At 63.0% G+C, this 16,259-nt stretch carries 16 protein-coding genes; 11 read left to right on the top strand and 5 right to left on the bottom strand.

The annotated features are described in order from the left end of the window. Positions 1-46 precede the first annotated feature (46 nt). The 3 genes from AB5Y81_RS14840 to AB5Y81_RS14830 all read left to right on the top strand — a co-directional run bounded on the left by AB5Y81_RS14840 (position 47) and on the right by AB5Y81_RS14830 (position 3,838). A complete protein-coding gene (locus AB5Y81_RS14840; protein WP_279484970.1) occupies positions 47-1,081 on the top strand; it encodes a LacI family DNA-binding transcriptional regulator in 1,035 nt (344 codons plus the stop codon). Positions 1,082-1,182: 101 nt separating this feature from the next. After that, complete coding sequence (gene nhaC, locus AB5Y81_RS14835; RefSeq protein ID WP_213344092.1) at positions 1,183-2,646, top strand: Na+/H+ antiporter NhaC; 1,464 nt, start codon at positions 1,183-1,185, stop codon at positions 2,644-2,646. A 1-nt stretch (position 2,647) separates the two neighbouring features. Further along, positions 2,648-3,838, top strand: coding sequence for a MalY/PatB family protein (locus tag AB5Y81_RS14830; RefSeq protein WP_216973719.1), 1,191 nt, complete (start codon positions 2,648-2,650; stop codon positions 3,836-3,838). A gap of 166 nt (positions 3,839-4,004) precedes the next feature. On the opposite strand, the gene AB5Y81_RS14825 is transcribed toward AB5Y81_RS14830, so the two are convergent. Further along, positions 4,005-4,511, bottom strand: coding sequence for a GNAT family N-acetyltransferase (locus AB5Y81_RS14825; protein WP_268027614.1), 507 nt, complete (start codon positions 4,509-4,511; stop codon positions 4,005-4,007). Between the two features lie 117 nt (positions 4,512-4,628). Beyond that, entirely contained in the window at positions 4,629-5,450 is an 822-nt protein-coding gene (locus AB5Y81_RS14820; protein ID WP_162513074.1) for an HDOD domain-containing protein, read from the bottom strand. 173 nt (positions 5,451-5,623) lie between these two features. Here AB5Y81_RS14820 and AB5Y81_RS14815 point away from each other — a divergent pair, with 173 nt between their 5' ends. After that, positions 5,624-5,887: a hypothetical protein gene (locus AB5Y81_RS14815; RefSeq protein WP_005308154.1), complete on the top strand. Its 264-nt coding sequence runs from the start codon at positions 5,624-5,626 to the stop codon at positions 5,885-5,887. A gap of 107 nt (positions 5,888-5,994) precedes the next feature. Further along, on the top strand, positions 5,995-6,840 hold the full coding sequence (locus AB5Y81_RS14810) for a zinc metallopeptidase (RefSeq protein WP_279484971.1): 846 nt from the start codon (positions 5,995-5,997) through the stop codon (positions 6,838-6,840). Between the two features lie 63 nt (positions 6,841-6,903). Here the strand turns inward: AB5Y81_RS14810 and aphA are convergent, their stop codons facing one another. Next, positions 6,904-7,614: an acid phosphatase AphA gene (gene aphA / locus AB5Y81_RS14805; protein ID WP_024942699.1), complete on the bottom strand. Its 711-nt coding sequence runs from the start codon at positions 7,612-7,614 to the stop codon at positions 6,904-6,906. Between the two features lie 215 nt (positions 7,615-7,829). Here aphA and AB5Y81_RS14800 point away from each other — a divergent pair, with 215 nt between their 5' ends. Further along, positions 7,830-8,249 (top strand): nuclear transport factor 2 family protein, encoded by a 420-nt coding sequence (locus tag AB5Y81_RS14800; protein ID WP_005308147.1) that lies wholly within the window; start codon positions 7,830-7,832, stop codon positions 8,247-8,249. Here AB5Y81_RS14800 and AB5Y81_RS14795 read toward each other — a convergent pair. After that, on the bottom strand, positions 8,215-8,907 hold the full coding sequence (locus tag AB5Y81_RS14795; protein ID WP_279484973.1) for an AraC family transcriptional regulator: 693 nt from the start codon (positions 8,905-8,907) through the stop codon (positions 8,215-8,217). The genes AB5Y81_RS14800 and AB5Y81_RS14795 overlap by 35 nt on opposite strands. Before the next feature lie 139 nt (positions 8,908-9,046). On the opposite strand from AB5Y81_RS14795, the gene AB5Y81_RS14790 reads away from it, so the two are divergent. The 5 genes from AB5Y81_RS14790 to AB5Y81_RS14770 are packed head-to-tail and all read left to right on the top strand — an operon-like array spanning position 9,047 to position 15,528. Then, the gene (locus tag AB5Y81_RS14790; RefSeq protein ID WP_126880974.1) at positions 9,047-10,267 is read left to right on the top strand and encodes a PAS domain-containing protein; all 1,221 of its coding nucleotides are present in this window, start codon (positions 9,047-9,049) and stop codon (positions 10,265-10,267) included. Between the two features lie 11 nt (positions 10,268-10,278). After that, entirely contained in the window at positions 10,279-10,650 is a 372-nt protein-coding gene (locus tag AB5Y81_RS14785) for an anti-anti-sigma factor (protein WP_206219312.1), read from the top strand. A gap of 5 nt (positions 10,651-10,655) precedes the next feature. Continuing rightward, positions 10,656-11,726: an ATP-binding protein/SpoIIE family protein phosphatase gene (locus tag AB5Y81_RS14780; protein ID WP_279484974.1), complete on the top strand. Its 1,071-nt coding sequence runs from the start codon at positions 10,656-10,658 to the stop codon at positions 11,724-11,726. Next, complete coding sequence (locus AB5Y81_RS14775; RefSeq protein WP_279484975.1) at positions 11,727-14,387, top strand: response regulator; 2,661 nt, start codon at positions 11,727-11,729, stop codon at positions 14,385-14,387. It begins immediately after the preceding gene. Next, complete coding sequence (locus AB5Y81_RS14770; protein ID WP_017764660.1) at positions 14,326-15,528, top strand: HD-GYP domain-containing protein; 1,203 nt, start codon at positions 14,326-14,328, stop codon at positions 15,526-15,528. The genes AB5Y81_RS14775 and AB5Y81_RS14770 overlap by 62 nt, the downstream gene beginning before the upstream one ends. On the opposite strand, the gene AB5Y81_RS14765 is transcribed toward AB5Y81_RS14770, so the two are convergent. Then, complete coding sequence (locus AB5Y81_RS14765; protein ID WP_279484977.1) at positions 15,525-16,199, bottom strand: adenine nucleotide alpha hydrolase; 675 nt, start codon at positions 16,197-16,199, stop codon at positions 15,525-15,527. The two genes, AB5Y81_RS14770 and AB5Y81_RS14765, sit on opposite strands and share 4 nt — an antisense overlap. Positions 16,200-16,259 lie beyond the last annotated feature (60 nt).

Raw genomic sequence — 16,259 nt, 5'->3', positions numbered from 1 at the left:
GATGCCGTTATAACTAGCCCCTCCTTCACGACCAGGAAGCGAGTGGATGGCCACGATCAAGCAGGTCGCAGCACTAGCCAACGTCTCGACAGCAACCGTATCACGGGTAATAAACAACTCGGCCTACGTTGAACCCGCGACCCGGGAGCGGGTCGACAAGGCGATGCGCACACTGGATTATCGACGGGACATGGCTGCCGTTGCGCTGGCCAAGCGAAGCGGCAATATGCTTGGCCTGTTGACCGGCAATCTCGCCGACCCCTTCTTTGCCAGACTGGCTCGCGGAGTGGAAGCCATCAGCCGCCACCACGGCTTTCGCTTGATGGTGTGCAGCGGTTCCCATCAGCACGAACAGGAACGATATGGGCTTGAGTTTCTGATCAACCAGGGCTGCGAAGCGATCGTTGCCCATACCACCCGCCTCTCCGACGAAGTGCTTCTGCGCTATGCGGCCCACATGCCGGCACTCATTCCTATCAATCGCTATCTGCCCGAGCTGGCTCACCGCAGCATCTGGCTGGACAACCGGGCGGGTACCAGAGCCGCCGTCGATCATCTGGTGGCACAAGGCCATCGCCATATCGGCTTCATAACCTGCGATCTGCCCATCGCCGATCGGCAGTTGCGCCTGGAGGGATATCAGCAAGGGATGGCCAGCTACCATCTGGCCATCAAGCCACACTGGATTATCAGCCAGCCTTTCACCGAAGAGGGCGGTGAGCAAGCAGCAGCACACCTGCTGGCTGAGTGCCCGGAAGTCACCGCCGTGCTCACCTTCAACGACGTGATGGCGGCAGGCATGATGGCGCACCTGAGAAAATGCGGGCACCGGCTCCCCGACGCTCTGTCGATTATCGGGTTTGATGACATCCTGCTGGCTCGCTATCTCTACCCGACTCTCACTACCCTTCACTACCCCATAGAGACGATGGCCAAACGGGCTGCCGAGCTGGCCATTGCCAGACTGCAACAAAAGGATACGGGACCTGGTTGTCATGAATTCAGCCCTTCACTGATCATTCGAGAGTCCGTTTCAACACTGATGCCAGCCCCGCGCTGCGACCATGATCACGTTTCATGACACCATGTAACCGGTTACATAGCCGGGAGCCAAGGCTCACACTTCCGCCAGACTGCTCGCCACACAATGGCGGCATGTTCTGAAACCATGGATCAACCGTGATGAAACAAGAGAGAAAACACCTGACCCTGGGGCTGGCCGCTCTGCCCCTGCTGGTGATGCTGGGACTCCTGATCGTTGGCTATGTCTTGATGGGGTTGCGCATCGAACCACTGCTGCTGCTGTCCGCCGTCTTCACCGCACTGCTTGCCTGCTGGCAAGGTTATAGCTGGGACGAGATCATTCACTCCATCGTCCAGAAGCTGGCCAAGGCGATGCCTGTCATCCTTATTCTGGTCTGTGTCGGCGGTCTGATTGGCAGCTGGATGTTCAGCGGTACCATCCCCTACATGGTCTATTGGGGACTCAAGCTGATCAGCCCGCAGTACATTCTTATCGCGGCTTTCTTCATCACCAGTCTGGTCTCGGTCTGTACCGGTACATCCTGGGGGTCGGCAGGCACTGTCGGGGTGGCACTGATGGGAGTGGCACACGGTCTGGATGTCTCGCTAGCCGCCGCAGCCGGGGCCGTGGTATCCGGCGCCTATTTCGGTGACAAGATCTCCCCTCTCTCCGACTCCACCAACTTTGCCGCCATTGTGGCCGATACCACGCTCTACGCTCATATCCAGCATCTGCTCTGGACTACGCTACCCAGCTTCGTGCTGGCTGCCGGCGTCTTCTTCTTCGCCGGTTTTTCTGCCATCGGGGCAGAGGTAGCCACACCGGAGAAGGTACTCACCATCCTGTCCACATTGGAGCAGCTTTACCAGTTCCATCCTCTGCTGTTGCTACCTCCGCTGATCGTGCTGTGGGGCGCGATCGTCAAGAAACCCACCATCCCCTTGATGCTGCTGGCCAGCGCCATCGCTATCGGCCTCGGGGTCACCATGCAGGGATTGCCACTCCAGTCCGGCTTCAATGCCCTGATCGACGGCTTCGACCTCACCATGTTTACTCCGCTGGGTCATGACGTCAGCCAGCTGATCCCCGATATTCCCCGTCTGCTCAATCGCGGTGGCATGTTCTCGATGATGAGCACCATTCTGCTGGTTTTCTGCGCTTTTTCCTTCGCGGGAGTACTCACTCTGACAGGAGCGCTTGACCTCATCATCAATCGCCTGCTAACCCTGATTCACTCAACTGGCCAATTGATCGCCTCGACCATCGCCACCACTCTGCTGGTCACCGGAGCCACCAGTGACGGCAAGCTTGCCCTGCTTATCCCGGGCGAGCTGTTTCAGGATGCCTACCGCCGAATGGGGCTGGACACCAAGAACCTCTCCCGCACCATTGAGGATGCGGGCACCGTGATTGAACCCCTGATCCCCTGGACTGCCGCTGGCGTCTATATGGCGGGTACTCTTGGTGTCTCTACACTCGATTATCTGCCCTGGGCCATTCAGTGCTACGCCGCCATCTTCTTCGCCCTTGCCTACGGCTTTACCGGCATCGGGATTGCGCGTACGGAGCAGCAAGCGGTGGCCATCGAGCCACAGACAATGACCACTGCTGAGGAGCGCTAAAATGGCAGACCATCACTTCGACGGCGTGATTGATCGCCGCAATACCAACTCCATCAAGTGGGACTGCATGCCCCAGTACCTCGGCATTGATGGCACCGACCTGCTGCCCATGTGGGTATCCGATTTCGACTTTGCCTGTCCGCCAGCAGTACAACAGACTTTGCAACAGCGGGTAGCCCACGGCGTTTTTGGTTACAGCGAACGGCGGGATGACTACTTCACGGCCATGCAACAGTGGTTTGACCGGCGCCATCGGCTAACCATCGAACGGGAGTGGATCCATTCCATCGAGGGGGTGATACCTGGCATCTCGTTGCTGCTGCAAATGCTGACCCGCCCCGGGAAAGGGGTGGTTATCCAGGGTCCCTGCTATGGATCCTTTGCCAAGATCATCGGTCTGAATGAGCGACGTCTGCTTGACAATCCACTGCAGCGCACAGGGAGCAGCTACCAGATGGACCTGCCACAGCTGGCGCGCCTCTTCATGGTGGAGCGCCCCGCCATGATGATCCTCTGCAATCCCCACAACCCGACTGGCAGAGGCTGGACGCTCACCGAGCTCCATGAGTTGGCAACGCTCTGTCAGCAACACGGCGTGACCCTGGTATCAGACGAGATCTGGGCAGACCTGCAACTGGATGGCCACAGGCACACCTCGGTTCTCTCCTTGCCTGCCCATCTGTTGCCAAACATGGTGGTGGCGACCTCCGCCAGCAAGAGCTTCGGTCTCTCCTCGCTGCGCATCTCCAACTTCATCATCCCGGACCCTGCGCTGCGCCAGCGCTTTAAACAGCGTCTCGACGCCCATGGTCTGGATGTGTTCAATGCACTCTCCATGGAGGCGGCGACCGCGGCCTATCTGCATGGCGAGAACTGGCTGAACAGCTTGCTTGCCTATTTGGCAGAGAATCGGCGCTGGTTTGCCCACCAGCTGGCAACCCGATTGCCAGAGCTGCAACTGATGGACGCCGATGCCACCTATCTGGCCTGGATCGATTGCAACCAGCTGGGGATAGCGGACGATGAGCTGAAACTGCGGCTCATCGAAGAAGCGAGGATCGTTCCCTCCATGGGGATCGGCTTCGGTGAAGGGGGACGGGGCTTTATTCGCCTCAATCTCGGCTGCCCGCGCAGTTATCTGGAGCAGGCACTCGATGGCCTGGAGGCGCTGATCGCCAAGACCAGAGGCTGAGTGATACTAGCCGGGAGCGACATAGCCCCGGCCTTTATCCCACGAACTATCGCTTACGGAGCAGAGACGCCCCAAAACGCATATTTGATGGGCTGGCGGGCAAGATCTCAGGAAACGGGGCACTTGCCCCCGAAAACGTGAGCCTCCTCCTGCTGTTTCATCAGTGTCATGCCGTTACTGCCTCCAGCAACAGACACTCATCCGCATCCTCGGCCAGTTTGACCAACCGGCTTTGCACCAGCCCCAGCTTGGCCAGCAGCGCCACCGAACGCGCGTTGCCCGGGGTGACGATGGCTACCACTCGCTCGATGCCAAGCCGCTCCCGACCATCCTGCAGCGCCGCCTGCGCCGCTTCGATGCCATAACCCTGACCGCGCCAGGCGGGCAGGAAGGCGTAGCCAATGTCTTCACAAGGCAGGGTATCACGCTTGATCAGGCCGCAGATGCCGAGCTTGGCGCCGTCGCTGCGCCTTGCCACCAGATAGAGACCGTGACCATGACGGGCATAGCTGACCGCCGGCCCTTGCTGGATGTAGTTTTCGGCATCCTGCAGGGTGCGGATGCCCCGATCGCCGATGTAGCGGTGAAAGTCGGGATCGTTGAGCAGTTCGAGAATGAAGGGGGCATCGGCAACCGTCAGTTCACGCAGTTCCAGGCGCTCGGAGAGGATCATGACAAGGGCTCGCTTAGAAGAGACAGGCCCCAAGACTGCCCCCGCAACCGCTCATTGGCAAGGCCGTCACCATGAAAAAGGGCCGCGGTGCGGCCCTGGTCGATGAAATGGGTGGCGTCAGGCCGCCAGCAAGCCGGCATAACCGTTGCCCTGCTCGCGCAGCGCCACGAACACGGCGGCGCAATCGGGCCAGGCGAGGCCGAGTCGCTCGGCCACCTGGGTTGGCCACTCGGGCGGCGGCGCTTCCCCCACATCCGACTGCGCCGCCAGTGCGATGGCCAGATGGATGAGCGCAGCCTCGGCAGAGAACTCCTTGGCCAGCAAGGGGTTGTAGTGGTACTCCACCGCATGGCAGATGCTCAGGGGGAATTGCCAGCGCCTGGCCATCTCGGCCCCGGTCTGGGCATAGTTGAAGCCGACCACCAGCTCCTCGGCCTTGGCGCGTCCCTTGCTGGGTTCCAGATCCTTGATGTGGTTCACCATGTTCTCCGGCAGCCCCACGTGCATGATGAGCCGCCCCATGTCGTAGAGCAGGGCGCAGGTGAACACCTCTTCCCCCTTCATGCCCTTCAGCTTGGCCAGCCGCCTGGCCAGTTCGGCCACGTCGAACACCTTGCCCCAGAAATGCTTGAGCTCGATGCCGGGCACGGCACCGATGGAGCCGGTCAGACCGCAGGCGAACACCATGTTGCGCACCACGTCGACCCCGAGCCGCACCACGGCCTCGTTGACGGTGGCGACCTGGCGACTGCCACCAAACTTGGCGGAGTTGGCCAGCCGCAGCAGCTTGGCGGAGATCACCGGATCCTTGTTGATCTTCTTGGCAATCAACAGGATATCCGGTTCTTTCTCATTGAAGGTCTGCACCAGTTCGCGCATGACTTCGGGCACGTTGGGCAGGTTCTGGGGCTTGGATAACAGCGAGTCTATGGTGGGCATATTGGTATCCGTCCATGCGATTTCATGATGGTTGTCGTTTGCAGACCGCAAACCCACATTAATTATGAGTAACAAAAACAGCCCATACCGAAATGTTTTTATCGAAATATTTCAATGTGTTAATAGCTATATCGCTATACTGGCATCCCTTATGACATGACGAGGCACAGCACATGAGCGAACCCACCGAGTTCTTCGACGAGCAAACCCTGCTGGAGATGGTCGACAACCAGCTGAGCGACGGCCACCCGCTGCAGGTCAAGGCGACCCTGATGCGGCTGGTGATGAAGGGCACCCCACGCGAGGAGGCGCTGCAGTATATCGCCTGCGCCCTGGGGGCCGAGCTGATGGCGATGGAAGCGGATCAGGGCCCCTTCAACCTCGAGCGCTACGGCCAGTTTCTGGACTCCCTGCCCGAGATGCCCTGGGCCGAATAAACCTTCTTGCCCGCCGGCGGCAACCCGACCGCCGGCCTGCTCCCGTTAGGCAAGCCGTCCCGCCAGCCATTATCATTACTGCCACCGGACAGCAGGGGAGCAAGCATATGCGCTGGCAAGATCGCCGCGAGAGCAACAATGTGGAAGACAGACGCCAGCAGGGGGGCGGTGGCGGGCTCCCCATCGGCGGCAAGGGGCGTCTGATCCTGCTGGTGGTGGTCATGGTGGCCGGCTATTACGGGGTGGATCTCTCCCCCCTGCTCAACGAGCCGGCATCCCAGACCCTGCCCCAGCGTCAGGAGATGTCTCAGCCGGCCAAGGATCCCCTCGCCAGGTTCACTTCGGTGATGCTCGCCTCCACCGAGGATGCCTGGGGCGAGATCTTCCAGCAGAGCGGCAACCGCTATCAGGCCCCCAAACTGGTGCTCTATCGCGGTGCAACCCGTACCGGCTGCGGCCAGGGTCAGTCGGTGATGGGGCCTTTCTACTGCCCGGCCGATCGCACCGTCTACATCGATCTCTCCTTCTATCAGGAGATGCGCGACAAGCTGGGAGCCGACGGCGACTTCGCCCAGGGCTACGTGGTGGCGCACGAGGTGGGCCACCACGTGCAGAACCTGCTCGGCATCGAGCGCAAGATGCGTGAACAGCAGCAGGGGCTGAGCCGGGCCGAGCAGAACAAGCTGTCGGTCAAACTCGAGTTGCAGGCCGACTGTTTTGCCGGTGTCTGGGGCCACTACATGGAGCGGGAACAGGTGCTGGAAACCGGTGATCTGGAGGAGGCGCTCAAGGCCGCCCAGGCCATCGGCGACGATCGTCTGCAGCAGCAGAGCCAGGGCCGGGTGATCCCGGACAGCTTCACCCACGGCAGCTCGGCCCAGCGCTACGCCTGGTTCAAGCGCGGCTTTGACAGCGGCAAGCCCGCCAGCTGCAACACCTTCGCCGCCCGCTAGACGCCCAAAAAAGGGGCCGGATCCTGACAGGATCCGGCCCCTTTTCTCATGCAGGGATGAACATCAGTACTGGGAGTTGACGATCACCTCCTCCCCTAACGCGCCAGCCAGCGGCAGCGGCCGGTAGGTGGAGTTGGCCGCGCGCAGCAGCCGGATGCCGCGAATACCGATCTCCTGCGCGGCCTTGATGTCGCCATCGGCATCGCCGTAGAAGACCTTCATCTGCTTCTCCTTGAGCCACTGCACTTTGGTGTTCTGGCCCGGCTGGTCACCGGCGAAGATCACCGGGTTGAGCTGGTCGGCCGGAATGTTCATGGTCTGCTGCAGGGTCTGGCTGACGGTCTCGGTCCTGGTGGCCGAACGGCCGGTAACGAAATAGATGTGATCGCCGCGCTGGAGGTGCATGGCGATGAGCGCCTTGCCCACCTCTTTCGGCACGCTGAAGGCGTCCCAACCGTTGTTCATCTTCTCCCAGAAGGCGGGGTTCTTCAGGTAGCTCTCGTCGTTGGGGGAGAACTCCTGCTTGCCGCGATAAAACCCCGGGCTGGAGAAGAGCAGGGTGTCGTCGATGTCAAAACCGACCGCCATCGGCGGCAACCCATCCAGGCTCCTGGCAATCTGCGCCACCGACACCCAGTGAATGGGCGCCTGCTGGGACAGGGTCACCGCAGTGACACCGACAGGGCTGGCCGGAGCTTCGACGGCCACGGCAGGCAGGGTCAGGCTGGCGGCAACCAGGGAGGCAAGCAGGGCAAAACGGGGCAATGCGGACATGATACGACTCGTCACATGAAGGAAACAGGGGGCCGATCCTGCCCCATGCCGCCACCGAAAACCGTGAAACCAGCCACAAAACAGGGCCAGGTGGCACGCATCACTACCGCAAGCCCCCATCTTGGCGCAATCGCCAAACAGGATGGCGTAGACGCCAAGGCCGAAGCAGACCACAGGCCCCATACTGGCCGCTCCCATCCACTCAGGAGCCCATCATGGATTACAAGCAACGGCTGCAAGCCTGCCTCAACCGGGTCATCTGCGACCCCGATTTCACCCCGGCCGAACTCGATCACTGGTTCTGCCCGGACTATGTCCAGCTGGTGGATGACCAGCGGCTGGATCGCGCCGCCTTCGAACAACACCTGCTGGCCCTGCGCCAGAGCCTGGCCCGCTGCGAGATCCGTTTTGTTTCGCTGCTGGCAGAGGGAAACCGGGTGCACTCCCTGCATCGGGTGCGGGCCTGGCGTCACGACGGCGCACGGATCGAGTGCAAGGTGAGCGCCCTGTTTACCTTTCAGGGCGAGCGCCTGAGTCACACCGATGAGCTGACCTGCCTGCTGGCGGGGGAGCCAGCCGACCGGGATCTCGGCTCCCGTCTCACGGCCCCGTCGATTCCCGCAAGCAGCGATTGAAGGCGTGAGAAAAGGCGCTGAAATCCCCGTACCCCAGTTCAAGGGCTATCCGCGACAGCGGCTGGCCCTGTTGCTGCAACTGGCGGGCTCGCCCCATCACCACCTGTTGCCGCCATTGTCGAAAGCTGCAGCCCAGTTGCTGGCTGAACAGCCGGTTGAGGGTGCGCACCGAGGCCCCTGAACCGGCAGCCAGTTCCGCCAGCCCGTATTCGATGGAAGGGTGCCTGCAGACCCGCTCCAGCACCCGCAGCAGACGCACATCCAGCCCCGCGCTCAACATGAATCCGGTCGCCGCCGGCGTCTGTCTCAGTTCGGCTGCCAGTACCGTCAGATAGGCATCCCTGAGGCCCGGCTCCGCCATGTCTGCCAGCCGATCGAACAGGCCGGCCAGCAGCGGGCTCACCTGGCGGGTCGTCAACTCGCCCCCTCCATCCAGGTCATCCAGATAGACCAGACTGAGTTGGGAGTGGCGCAGCACCCTGAACTCATGGGCCAGCCCGGCCGGGATCAGACAGAGCTGACCCGCCACCAGCAGCACGCCTGTCCCCTCACTGCTGATCACGCCGCCGCCCCGATGCAGATAGCAAAACTGCGGGCCGTCGTGACAGTGAAGGGACGTGAGTGCACCCTGGGGGTAGTCGCGATACAGGAGGTTCATGACGAAGCCCCCAGGCCCAGGGCCCGCCCGCAGACAGGTTCTTTCGGCACTTCTTGTCCCACGCTCTCGCCCCGGTGGGCTATAACTGCTGTACGCTTTCTAGTGACATTCAAGTCAATTGCGCCTTATTGGAGATGCCATGGACGTGCACACCGCCGTTGCCCACCCGAACACAGCGACTCCCTCTTCACCCCAGGCCAGGCTCGATGCCATCGACCAGCTGATGGCCAGACTCGAACTCTCTCCTGACGGGCAGATCCTGGACGCCAACCCGCGTTTTCTCGCCATCATGGGCTATCAGCTAAGCGAGCTCAAGGGCCAGCATTACGCCATGCTGTTGCCGCACGACGTGCTCGACTCGCCTGCTCATGCCGCCCACTGGGAGGCGTTGAAGGCGGGCAGGGAGCAGGAGGGAGAGTTTCACCGGCTGGATCGGCACGGCCGGGACATCTGGCTGCGGGGCAGTTGCAGCCCCCTGCTGGACGAGCAGGGCGCGCTGAGCCGGATCATCGAATACAGCATGGATCTGACCGAGCAGAAACAGCTCAACGCCAACTTCGAGGGGCAGCTCAACGCCCTGAGCCGGGTTATGGGCAAGGTGGAGTTCTCGCTGGATGGCATCATTCTCGATGCCAACCCGCGCTTTCTCGAGATCGTGGGTTATCAGCTGGAGGAGCTGAAAGGCAAGCACCACAGGCTGCTGGTTGACCCTGATTATGCCCAGTCGGCCGATTATGGCGCCTTCTGGGAGACCCTGCGCCGCGGCGAATACCTGGCAGGGGAGTTCTGCCGAATTGGCAAGCAGGGGCAGGAGGTCTGGATCCAGGGATCCTACAACCCGGTGCTGGATCTGACCGGCAAACCTAGCAAGATCGTCAAGTTTGCCACCGACATCACGGCTCAGGTGGAGCAGCATCACCAGCTCAAACGCGCCATGGAGGAGGCTGAAGAGGCCGCCAGGGTGCGCGAGGAGCTGCACAAGTCGCTGCAGGAGATGTCGACCCCGGTGACCCCCATCTGGGACGGGATCCTGCTGCTGCCGCTGGTGGGGATCATCGACTCCATGCGCACCGCCGACGTGATGAACAAGTCGCTGACCAAGATAGCCGAGACCCGGGCCCGGGTCTTCGTGCTGGACATCGCCGGGGTCGCCACCGTGGACACCGGGGTCGCCAATCAGCTGATCAAGATCACCAAGGCCACCCAGTTCATGGGGTGCGAGGCCATCATCTCCGGCGTCTCGCCAGCCATCGCCCGTACCATGGTGGAACTGGGGGTCTCGGTCGGTGACATCCGTACCACGGCGACCCTGCGGGATGCGTTCGAGATAGCCCTCAAGCGGGTCGGATCCACCCTCTAGGAGCGCCGCCCATGTTGCTCAACAACGATCTGGGCATCGCCGACGTGGCTGGCTGCATCGTCGTCAGCATGCGGCCAGACCTCGGTGACGAAGGCATGCAGCAACTGATGCAGGCACTCTCCCTGCGGCTGGTGCAGGGGCGCCAGCACGCGGTGCTGCTCGACTTCTCCGGGGTCATGCTGCTCGATCACCACGAGTTTCGGCAGGTTCGCAAACTGGCCCAGGTGTGCCGCCTGCTGGGTGCCGTCTGCCTGCTGGTGGGGCTGAATGCGGGGATCGCCGCCTTCCTGGCGCTGGCCGACGCCGAGCCGGGGCCGCTGCGCTGCTTTCTCGACATGGACGACGCCTTCGCCCATGCCCGTACCCTCAAGGGCGAGGAGTAGGCACCATGGAGCAGGAGCTGAGCACCCAGCAGGCCCGCTACCCATTGCGTCACGACATCGATCTGCACCTGACGGTGATGGCGGTGCGTCGCCTCCCCTTCATCGCCGACCTCTCCGAGGTAGATCGCACCATGCTCTCCACCGTGGTCTCCGAGCTTGGCAGCAACATCCTGAAGTATGCCGAACGGGGGGAGATCACCCTCACCCTCCACCATCCCAGAGGGCGCCCCTGCATCGACATCATCGCCCGCGATCAGGGCCCCGGCATCCCCGACATACATCAAGCCATGCAAGAGCACTACAGCACCTCGGGTACCCTGGGGCTGGGTCTGCCCGGCGTGCAGCGCATGATGTCTGAACTCACCATCAGCACCCCGCCGGAGGGGGGTACCCTGGTACAGGCCCGCAAGTGGCTGGGTGCGGCCCCCGTGGAGCCAAGGCCGGTTTCTCCCCTCTCGTGCACGGGGCAGCAGCATGCCGGCCTTGGCCTGGCATGGGCCAGCGAGAACCGCCCCTGCTACCCGGAGCGGGTCTCCGGCGATCTGGCGTTCATCCGGCCGGGGCCCGAGGGAGTGTCGCTGGTCCTGATCGACGTGAGCGGTCACGGCGCCTCTGCCAACCAGCTGGTACAGATATTGGAGGCGACGTTGCAGCAGACCCGTGAACAGGAACCCGCCCGTCTGCTGCAACTGCTGCACCAGCGCTGCATCGGTACCCGGGGCGCCGCCGCCGGCGTGGCGCTGGTCAACGGCGAGCGGGGTGAACTGAGCTATGCCGGCATCGGCAATACCCGCATCTGTCTGCGCGGTCACGCCCCCTGGCGCGGCATCTCCCGCGACGGGGTGCTGGGGGAGCGTTTCCCCACCCCCCTGCTGCAGCGCCAGCCCCTCGTCGCCGGGGACGTGGTGATGCTCTACTCGGACGGCATCAGCGAATCCCTCAATCTGCGCGACGGCGCACTGGATCTCGCCGCCGAACCCGCCACGCTGGCCCACCAGGTCATCGCCCACAGCGGCCGCAGCACCGACGATGCCAGCTGCATCGTGTTGCGCGTGCTGCCGGCAGAGGAGAAGTAGATGCGGCAACTGATCGGTGAAACCCTGTTGTCCGGCCCTGCGGCGGCCCTCACCGCCCGGCGCAAGGTGATCCAGGTGCTCACCTGCCTCGATAAATCGCCGACCTTCGTGGCCCCGCTGGCAGGGGCAACCTCAGAGCTGGTGCGCCAGCTGATGGCGACCTCGGATCCACTGCAACTGCAGCTGTGGCTGGAACCAGAGGCGCAGGAGCTGTGGCTCACCCTCACGGCCGATGTCCCGCTCTCCCCCGCCCCTGCCGACATGCATCCGGGCAGCATCCGGCTGGAGGTGCACGCCGACAATCTCCTCGCCCTGGTCTGCCGGTTGCCGCACTGGCCAGATGCCGGGCGACAGCAACAGATGCAGCAGCAATTCGCCGAACCGACCCGGGAAGAGCTGTTTGCAGTGATGCAGGCCAAGAACCAGGAGCTGGAGCAAGCCTATGAACTGGCGGAGAGCGCGACCCGGGCCAAAAGCGAATTTCTCGCCAACATGAGCCACGAGATCCGCACCCCCATGAACGCCATCCTCGGCATGTCCCACCTCGCCCTGCAGACCCGGCTCGATCCGCAGCAGCTCGACTATGTCAGCAAGATCCAGCGTGCCGCGCAGCACCTGCTCGGCATCATCAACGACATCCTGGATTTCTCGAAGATCGAGGCGGGCAAGCTGGATCTGGAACGGATCGAGTTCGATCTCGACCACGTGCTGGAAAACCTCGCCACCCTGGTGGGTGAAAAGGCGGAAGCCAAGGGCATAGAGCTGTTGTTCGAGGTCGACCACCAGCTCGACACCCTGCTCTATGGCGATCCCCTGCGTCTCGGCCAGATCCTCATCAACTACGCCAACAACGCGGTCAAGTTCACCGAGCAGGGAGAGATCCTGGTCAAGGTCCGCTGTCTGGAGAAGCTGCCGCAGGAGGTACTGCTGCACTGCTCGGTGCAGGATACCGGGATCGGCATGAGCCAGGAGCAGCAGCAGCGGCTGTTCCAGTCCTTCCAGCAGGCGGATAGCTCCACCACCCGCAAGTACGGCGGCACCGGGCTTGGCCTTGCCATTTGCCGCAAGCTGGCGGGCCTGATGGGGGGCGAGGTGGGCGTGCAGAGCGAGCCGGGCCAGGGCAGCACCTTCTGGTTCACCGCCAGGCTCGGCCGCGGCAGGCGCAGATCCCGCTATCTGCCGAGCCTGGATCTGCGCGGCCGCCGCATGCTGGTGGCCGACGACAGCGCCAGTGCCCGCACCATACTGGCCGCTCTGCTGCGCGGCATGAGCTTTGTGGTGGACACTGCAGAGTCCGGCCAACAGGCCCTGCAGATGATCGCGGATGCCGAGCAGCAGGGAACCCCCTATGAGGTGGTGCTGCTGGACTGGCGCATGCCGGGACTGGACGGCATCGAGACGGGGCGTCGTCTCATCGCCCGAGGTGCGGGCCGGCGCCCTTACCGGGTCATGGTGACCGGCTACGGACGCGAGGAGATCTTTCGCGAGGCCGATGCTGCCGGTTTTGATCGGGTACTGGTCAAGCCGGTCTGCGCCTCCGTGCTGTTCGATACCGTCATCGGCCTGTTCGGGCAACAGGCAGCGACCCTCTCCTTCAAGCATCAGGCGACCCATCACTATCGCTTCGACGGCCTGCAGATCCTGCTGGCGGAAGACAACGAGCTCAATCAACAGGTGGCGCTGGAGCTGCTGCAGGCGGTAGGCGCCAAAGTGAGCGTGGCCAGCAATGGCGCCATCGCACTGGATATGGCGACCAAGGCCCCCTACGACCTGATCCTGATGGACATGCAGATGCCGGTAATGGATGGGCTGGCCGCCACCCGGCAACTGCGCCAGCAAGAGGGAACCGGGCAACACATTCCGATCCTGGCGATGACCGCCAACGTCATGGCCGGCGATCGCGAGCGCTGCCTCGCCGCCGGCATGGACGATCACATCGCCAAGCCTATCGATCCCGACAAGCTCTATGACGCCCTGCAACGCTGGGCAACCTCCTTCAGCCGCGAGGTCGGGGCCAGATTCAAGACGTCGCAACCGCCCCCGGCATCGTCGTTGCTGCCACAGCTGTGCGAGCTCGGGCTCAATGCCGAGCGGGCCTTGCAGCGGCTGATGAACAACTGGGGCTGGTATCGGGATCTGCTGCTGCGCTTCGCCCAGCAGGGCACGCAACCCATGGCAAGCCTGCTGACCGCTTTGCAAGCAGACGAACGGGAAGAGGCACACCGGCATGCCCATACCCTCAAGGGAATAGCGGCCACCCTGGGCGCCGAATCATTGCAGGAGATCGCGGCCACACTGGAAAACGCCATCACCCGGGGCGACGAGGCTGCCGCTCTGCTGCCACTGGCCGAGCAGGGGCTGCAACTGCAAGCACAACTGGCGCAGGGGCTGCTGCAGTTGCTGCCAGACGAAGTACCCGAGCAGCCCGAACAGGAGAAGATCGATACCGCACCCCTGCTGAACCGGCTCACCGGGCTGCTGCTGGAGGATGATGCCGAAGCCTTCACCCTGTTTCAGCGCCATCAGGCCCGGCTCGCCCCCCTGCTGGGGGAGAGGGCGCCAGCCATCGGTGAGGCCATGAGCCGTTTTCGTTTCGACGATGCACTGGCTCATCTGCAACAAGTCCGGGCCCTCAGACCCGATCTGTTCAACCAAGAGTGAGGGCACCATCATGCTCAACTTGCTGGATCCAGATACCAAACCCACCCTGCTGGTGGTCGACGACACGCCGGAGAACCTCTCCCTGCTCAGCGCCCTGCTCAGCCCCCACTATCGGGTCAAGATAGCCATCAGCGGCCAGCGGGCGCTGGAGATCCTCTCGACCGGCCCCCGGGTGGACTTGATCCTGCTCGACGTGGTGATGCCCCAGATGGATGGCTACCAGGTGATGCAGGCGCTGCAGGAGATGCCGCAGGCGCGGGAGATCCCGGTGATCTTTCTGACCGCCCAGGTGGAGGAGAGCGCGGAGGCGCACGGGTTGGCACTGGGGGCCGTCGACTACATCCACAAGCCGATCTCCCCCGCCATCGTGCTGGCCAGGGTCAGAAATCACCTGGAGCTGAAGGCGGCGCGGGATCTGCTGCACGATCAGAACGCCTATCTGGAGCAGGAGGTGGAGCGGCGCACCCGGGAGAACGAGCTGATCCAGAACATCACCATCCACTCACTCGCCTCGCTGGCCGAAACCCGCGACAACGAGACCGGCAACCACATATTGCGTACCCAGCACTATGTGCGGCTGCTGGCGGAGACCCTCTGCGATCACCCCCGCTTCCATGCCGAGCTGACCCCCAAGACCATAGATCTGCTGTTCAAGTCGGCCCCCCTGCACGACATCGGCAAGGTCGGCGTACCGGACCGCATCCTGCTCAAACCCGGCAAGCTGGATGAAGAGGAGTTTGCCCAGATGAAACACCACTCCATCCTCGGCAAGGAGGCCATCGTCCATGCCGAGGAGGCGCTCGGGGTGGAGGTCGAGTTCCTGCGGCTGGCCAAGGAGATCGCCTGCTACCACCACGAGAAGTGGGACGGCACCGGTTATCCCTACGGCCTGATCGGCGACGAGATCCCCCTCTCGGCCCGGCTGATGGCGCTGGCCGACGTATACGACGCCCTCATCAGCAAGCGCTGCTACAAGGCCGCCATGTCCCACCAGGAGGTGGTGCCCATCATACTGGCGGGGCGGGGCAACCACTTCGACCCCGACATCACGGACGCCTTTGCCTCCATCCACCAGCAGTTCCACGAGATCGCCCTGCGCTACAACGACGACAAGGGCGAGCGGGAGGCCAACCGCGACTAGGAGGTGGCGGGCAGCAGATCGGTGAAGACGAAGCCGTCCCGCTCCACCGTCTCGCCGGTCCGGATGGCCAGCGGTTGGCGGAACATGGGGCCATCCCAGGCCAGGGTATGAAACTCGCCGTTCTCACCGCACGGGTCCACCCCGGCGGGCAGCGCTGCCAGCAAGGCCGCATCAAACTCATACCCGCCGAGGGTGGCAGGCAGCTTGCGCGGATCCAGGGTGCTGATCCTGGCCCTGAGCCCTGCCGCCATCATCTGGTGCGCCAGCTCGTCTGTCTTGCTGCCCCACAGCGGAAACAGCGGCGTGATCCCCGTCCCCGCCAGCTGCCGCTCCCGATAGGCGCGCACGTCCTCGAGAAAGAGATCGCCAAACGCCATGTGGCGGATCCCCTGTGTCACCACGTCGGCGATGAAGTCGGTCATGATGCGGGCGTAATCTTCATTGCTGCAGGGCCAGGGCAGGTCGATGGTGGTCAGCGGCAATCCCACGCATTCGGCCTGCGCCAGCAGCAACTGCTTGCGCACCCCGTGCATGGCCACCCGCTCGAACGCCTGGTTGAGGGTGGTGAACAGCCCCACCACCTCGATGGCCGGATCCTGCCGCAATGTGTGCAGCGCCCAGGCGCTGTCCTTGCCGCTGCTCCAGGAGAGCAGCACCTTGGTCTTCGTCATGATATCTCCAGCAATCCGGTGGCCGGGCACTGGCGGCCAGCCGGCGCACCTTGGTTGTCA

The organism is Aeromonas sp. s2, assembly GCF_040907935.1.
In the GTDB taxonomy this organism is placed as follows: Bacteria; Pseudomonadota; Gammaproteobacteria; order Enterobacterales; family Aeromonadaceae; genus Aeromonas; species Aeromonas dhakensis.
Note: the sequence above shows the minus strand (reverse complement) of the source record. Positions and strands in the feature narration are given on the sequence as shown.

Excerpts from the sequence above, each read along its gene's own strand:
- AB5Y81_RS14790 (WP_126880974.1), top strand. The coding sequence starts at position 9,047 with ATGGACGTGCACACCGCCGTTGCCCACCCGAACACAGCGACTCCCTCT.
- AB5Y81_RS14815 (WP_005308154.1), top strand. The coding sequence starts at position 5,624 with ATGAGCGAACCCACCGAGTTCTTCGACGAGCAAACCCTGCTGGAGATG.
- AB5Y81_RS14775 (WP_279484975.1), top strand. The coding sequence starts at position 11,727 with ATGCGGCAACTGATCGGTGAAACCCTGTTGTCCGGCCCTGCGGCGGCC.
- AB5Y81_RS14830 (WP_216973719.1), top strand. The coding sequence starts at position 2,648 with ATGGCAGACCATCACTTCGACGGCGTGATTGATCGCCGCAATACCAAC.
- AB5Y81_RS14795 (WP_279484973.1), bottom strand. The coding sequence starts at position 8,907 with ATGAACCTCCTGTATCGCGACTACCCCCAGGGTGCACTCACGTCCCTT.
- AB5Y81_RS14785 (WP_206219312.1), top strand. The coding sequence starts at position 10,279 with ATGTTGCTCAACAACGATCTGGGCATCGCCGACGTGGCTGGCTGCATC.
- AB5Y81_RS14800 (WP_005308147.1), top strand. The coding sequence starts at position 7,830 with ATGGATTACAAGCAACGGCTGCAAGCCTGCCTCAACCGGGTCATCTGC.
- aphA (WP_024942699.1), bottom strand. The coding sequence starts at position 7,614 with ATGTCCGCATTGCCCCGTTTTGCCCTGCTTGCCTCCCTGGTTGCCGCC.
- AB5Y81_RS14810 (WP_279484971.1), top strand. The coding sequence starts at position 5,995 with ATGCGCTGGCAAGATCGCCGCGAGAGCAACAATGTGGAAGACAGACGC.
- nhaC (WP_213344092.1), top strand. The coding sequence starts at position 1,183 with ATGAAACAAGAGAGAAAACACCTGACCCTGGGGCTGGCCGCTCTGCCC.
- AB5Y81_RS14765 (WP_279484977.1), bottom strand. The coding sequence starts at position 16,199 with ATGACGAAGACCAAGGTGCTGCTCTCCTGGAGCAGCGGCAAGGACAGC.
- AB5Y81_RS14840 (WP_279484970.1), top strand. The coding sequence starts at position 47 with ATGGCCACGATCAAGCAGGTCGCAGCACTAGCCAACGTCTCGACAGCA.
- AB5Y81_RS14820 (WP_162513074.1), bottom strand. The coding sequence starts at position 5,450 with ATGCCCACCATAGACTCGCTGTTATCCAAGCCCCAGAACCTGCCCAAC.
- AB5Y81_RS14825 (WP_268027614.1), bottom strand. The coding sequence starts at position 4,511 with ATGATCCTCTCCGAGCGCCTGGAACTGCGTGAACTGACGGTTGCCGAT.
- AB5Y81_RS14770 (WP_017764660.1), top strand. The coding sequence starts at position 14,326 with ATGCACTGGCTCATCTGCAACAAGTCCGGGCCCTCAGACCCGATCTGT.
- AB5Y81_RS14780 (WP_279484974.1), top strand. The coding sequence starts at position 10,656 with ATGGAGCAGGAGCTGAGCACCCAGCAGGCCCGCTACCCATTGCGTCAC.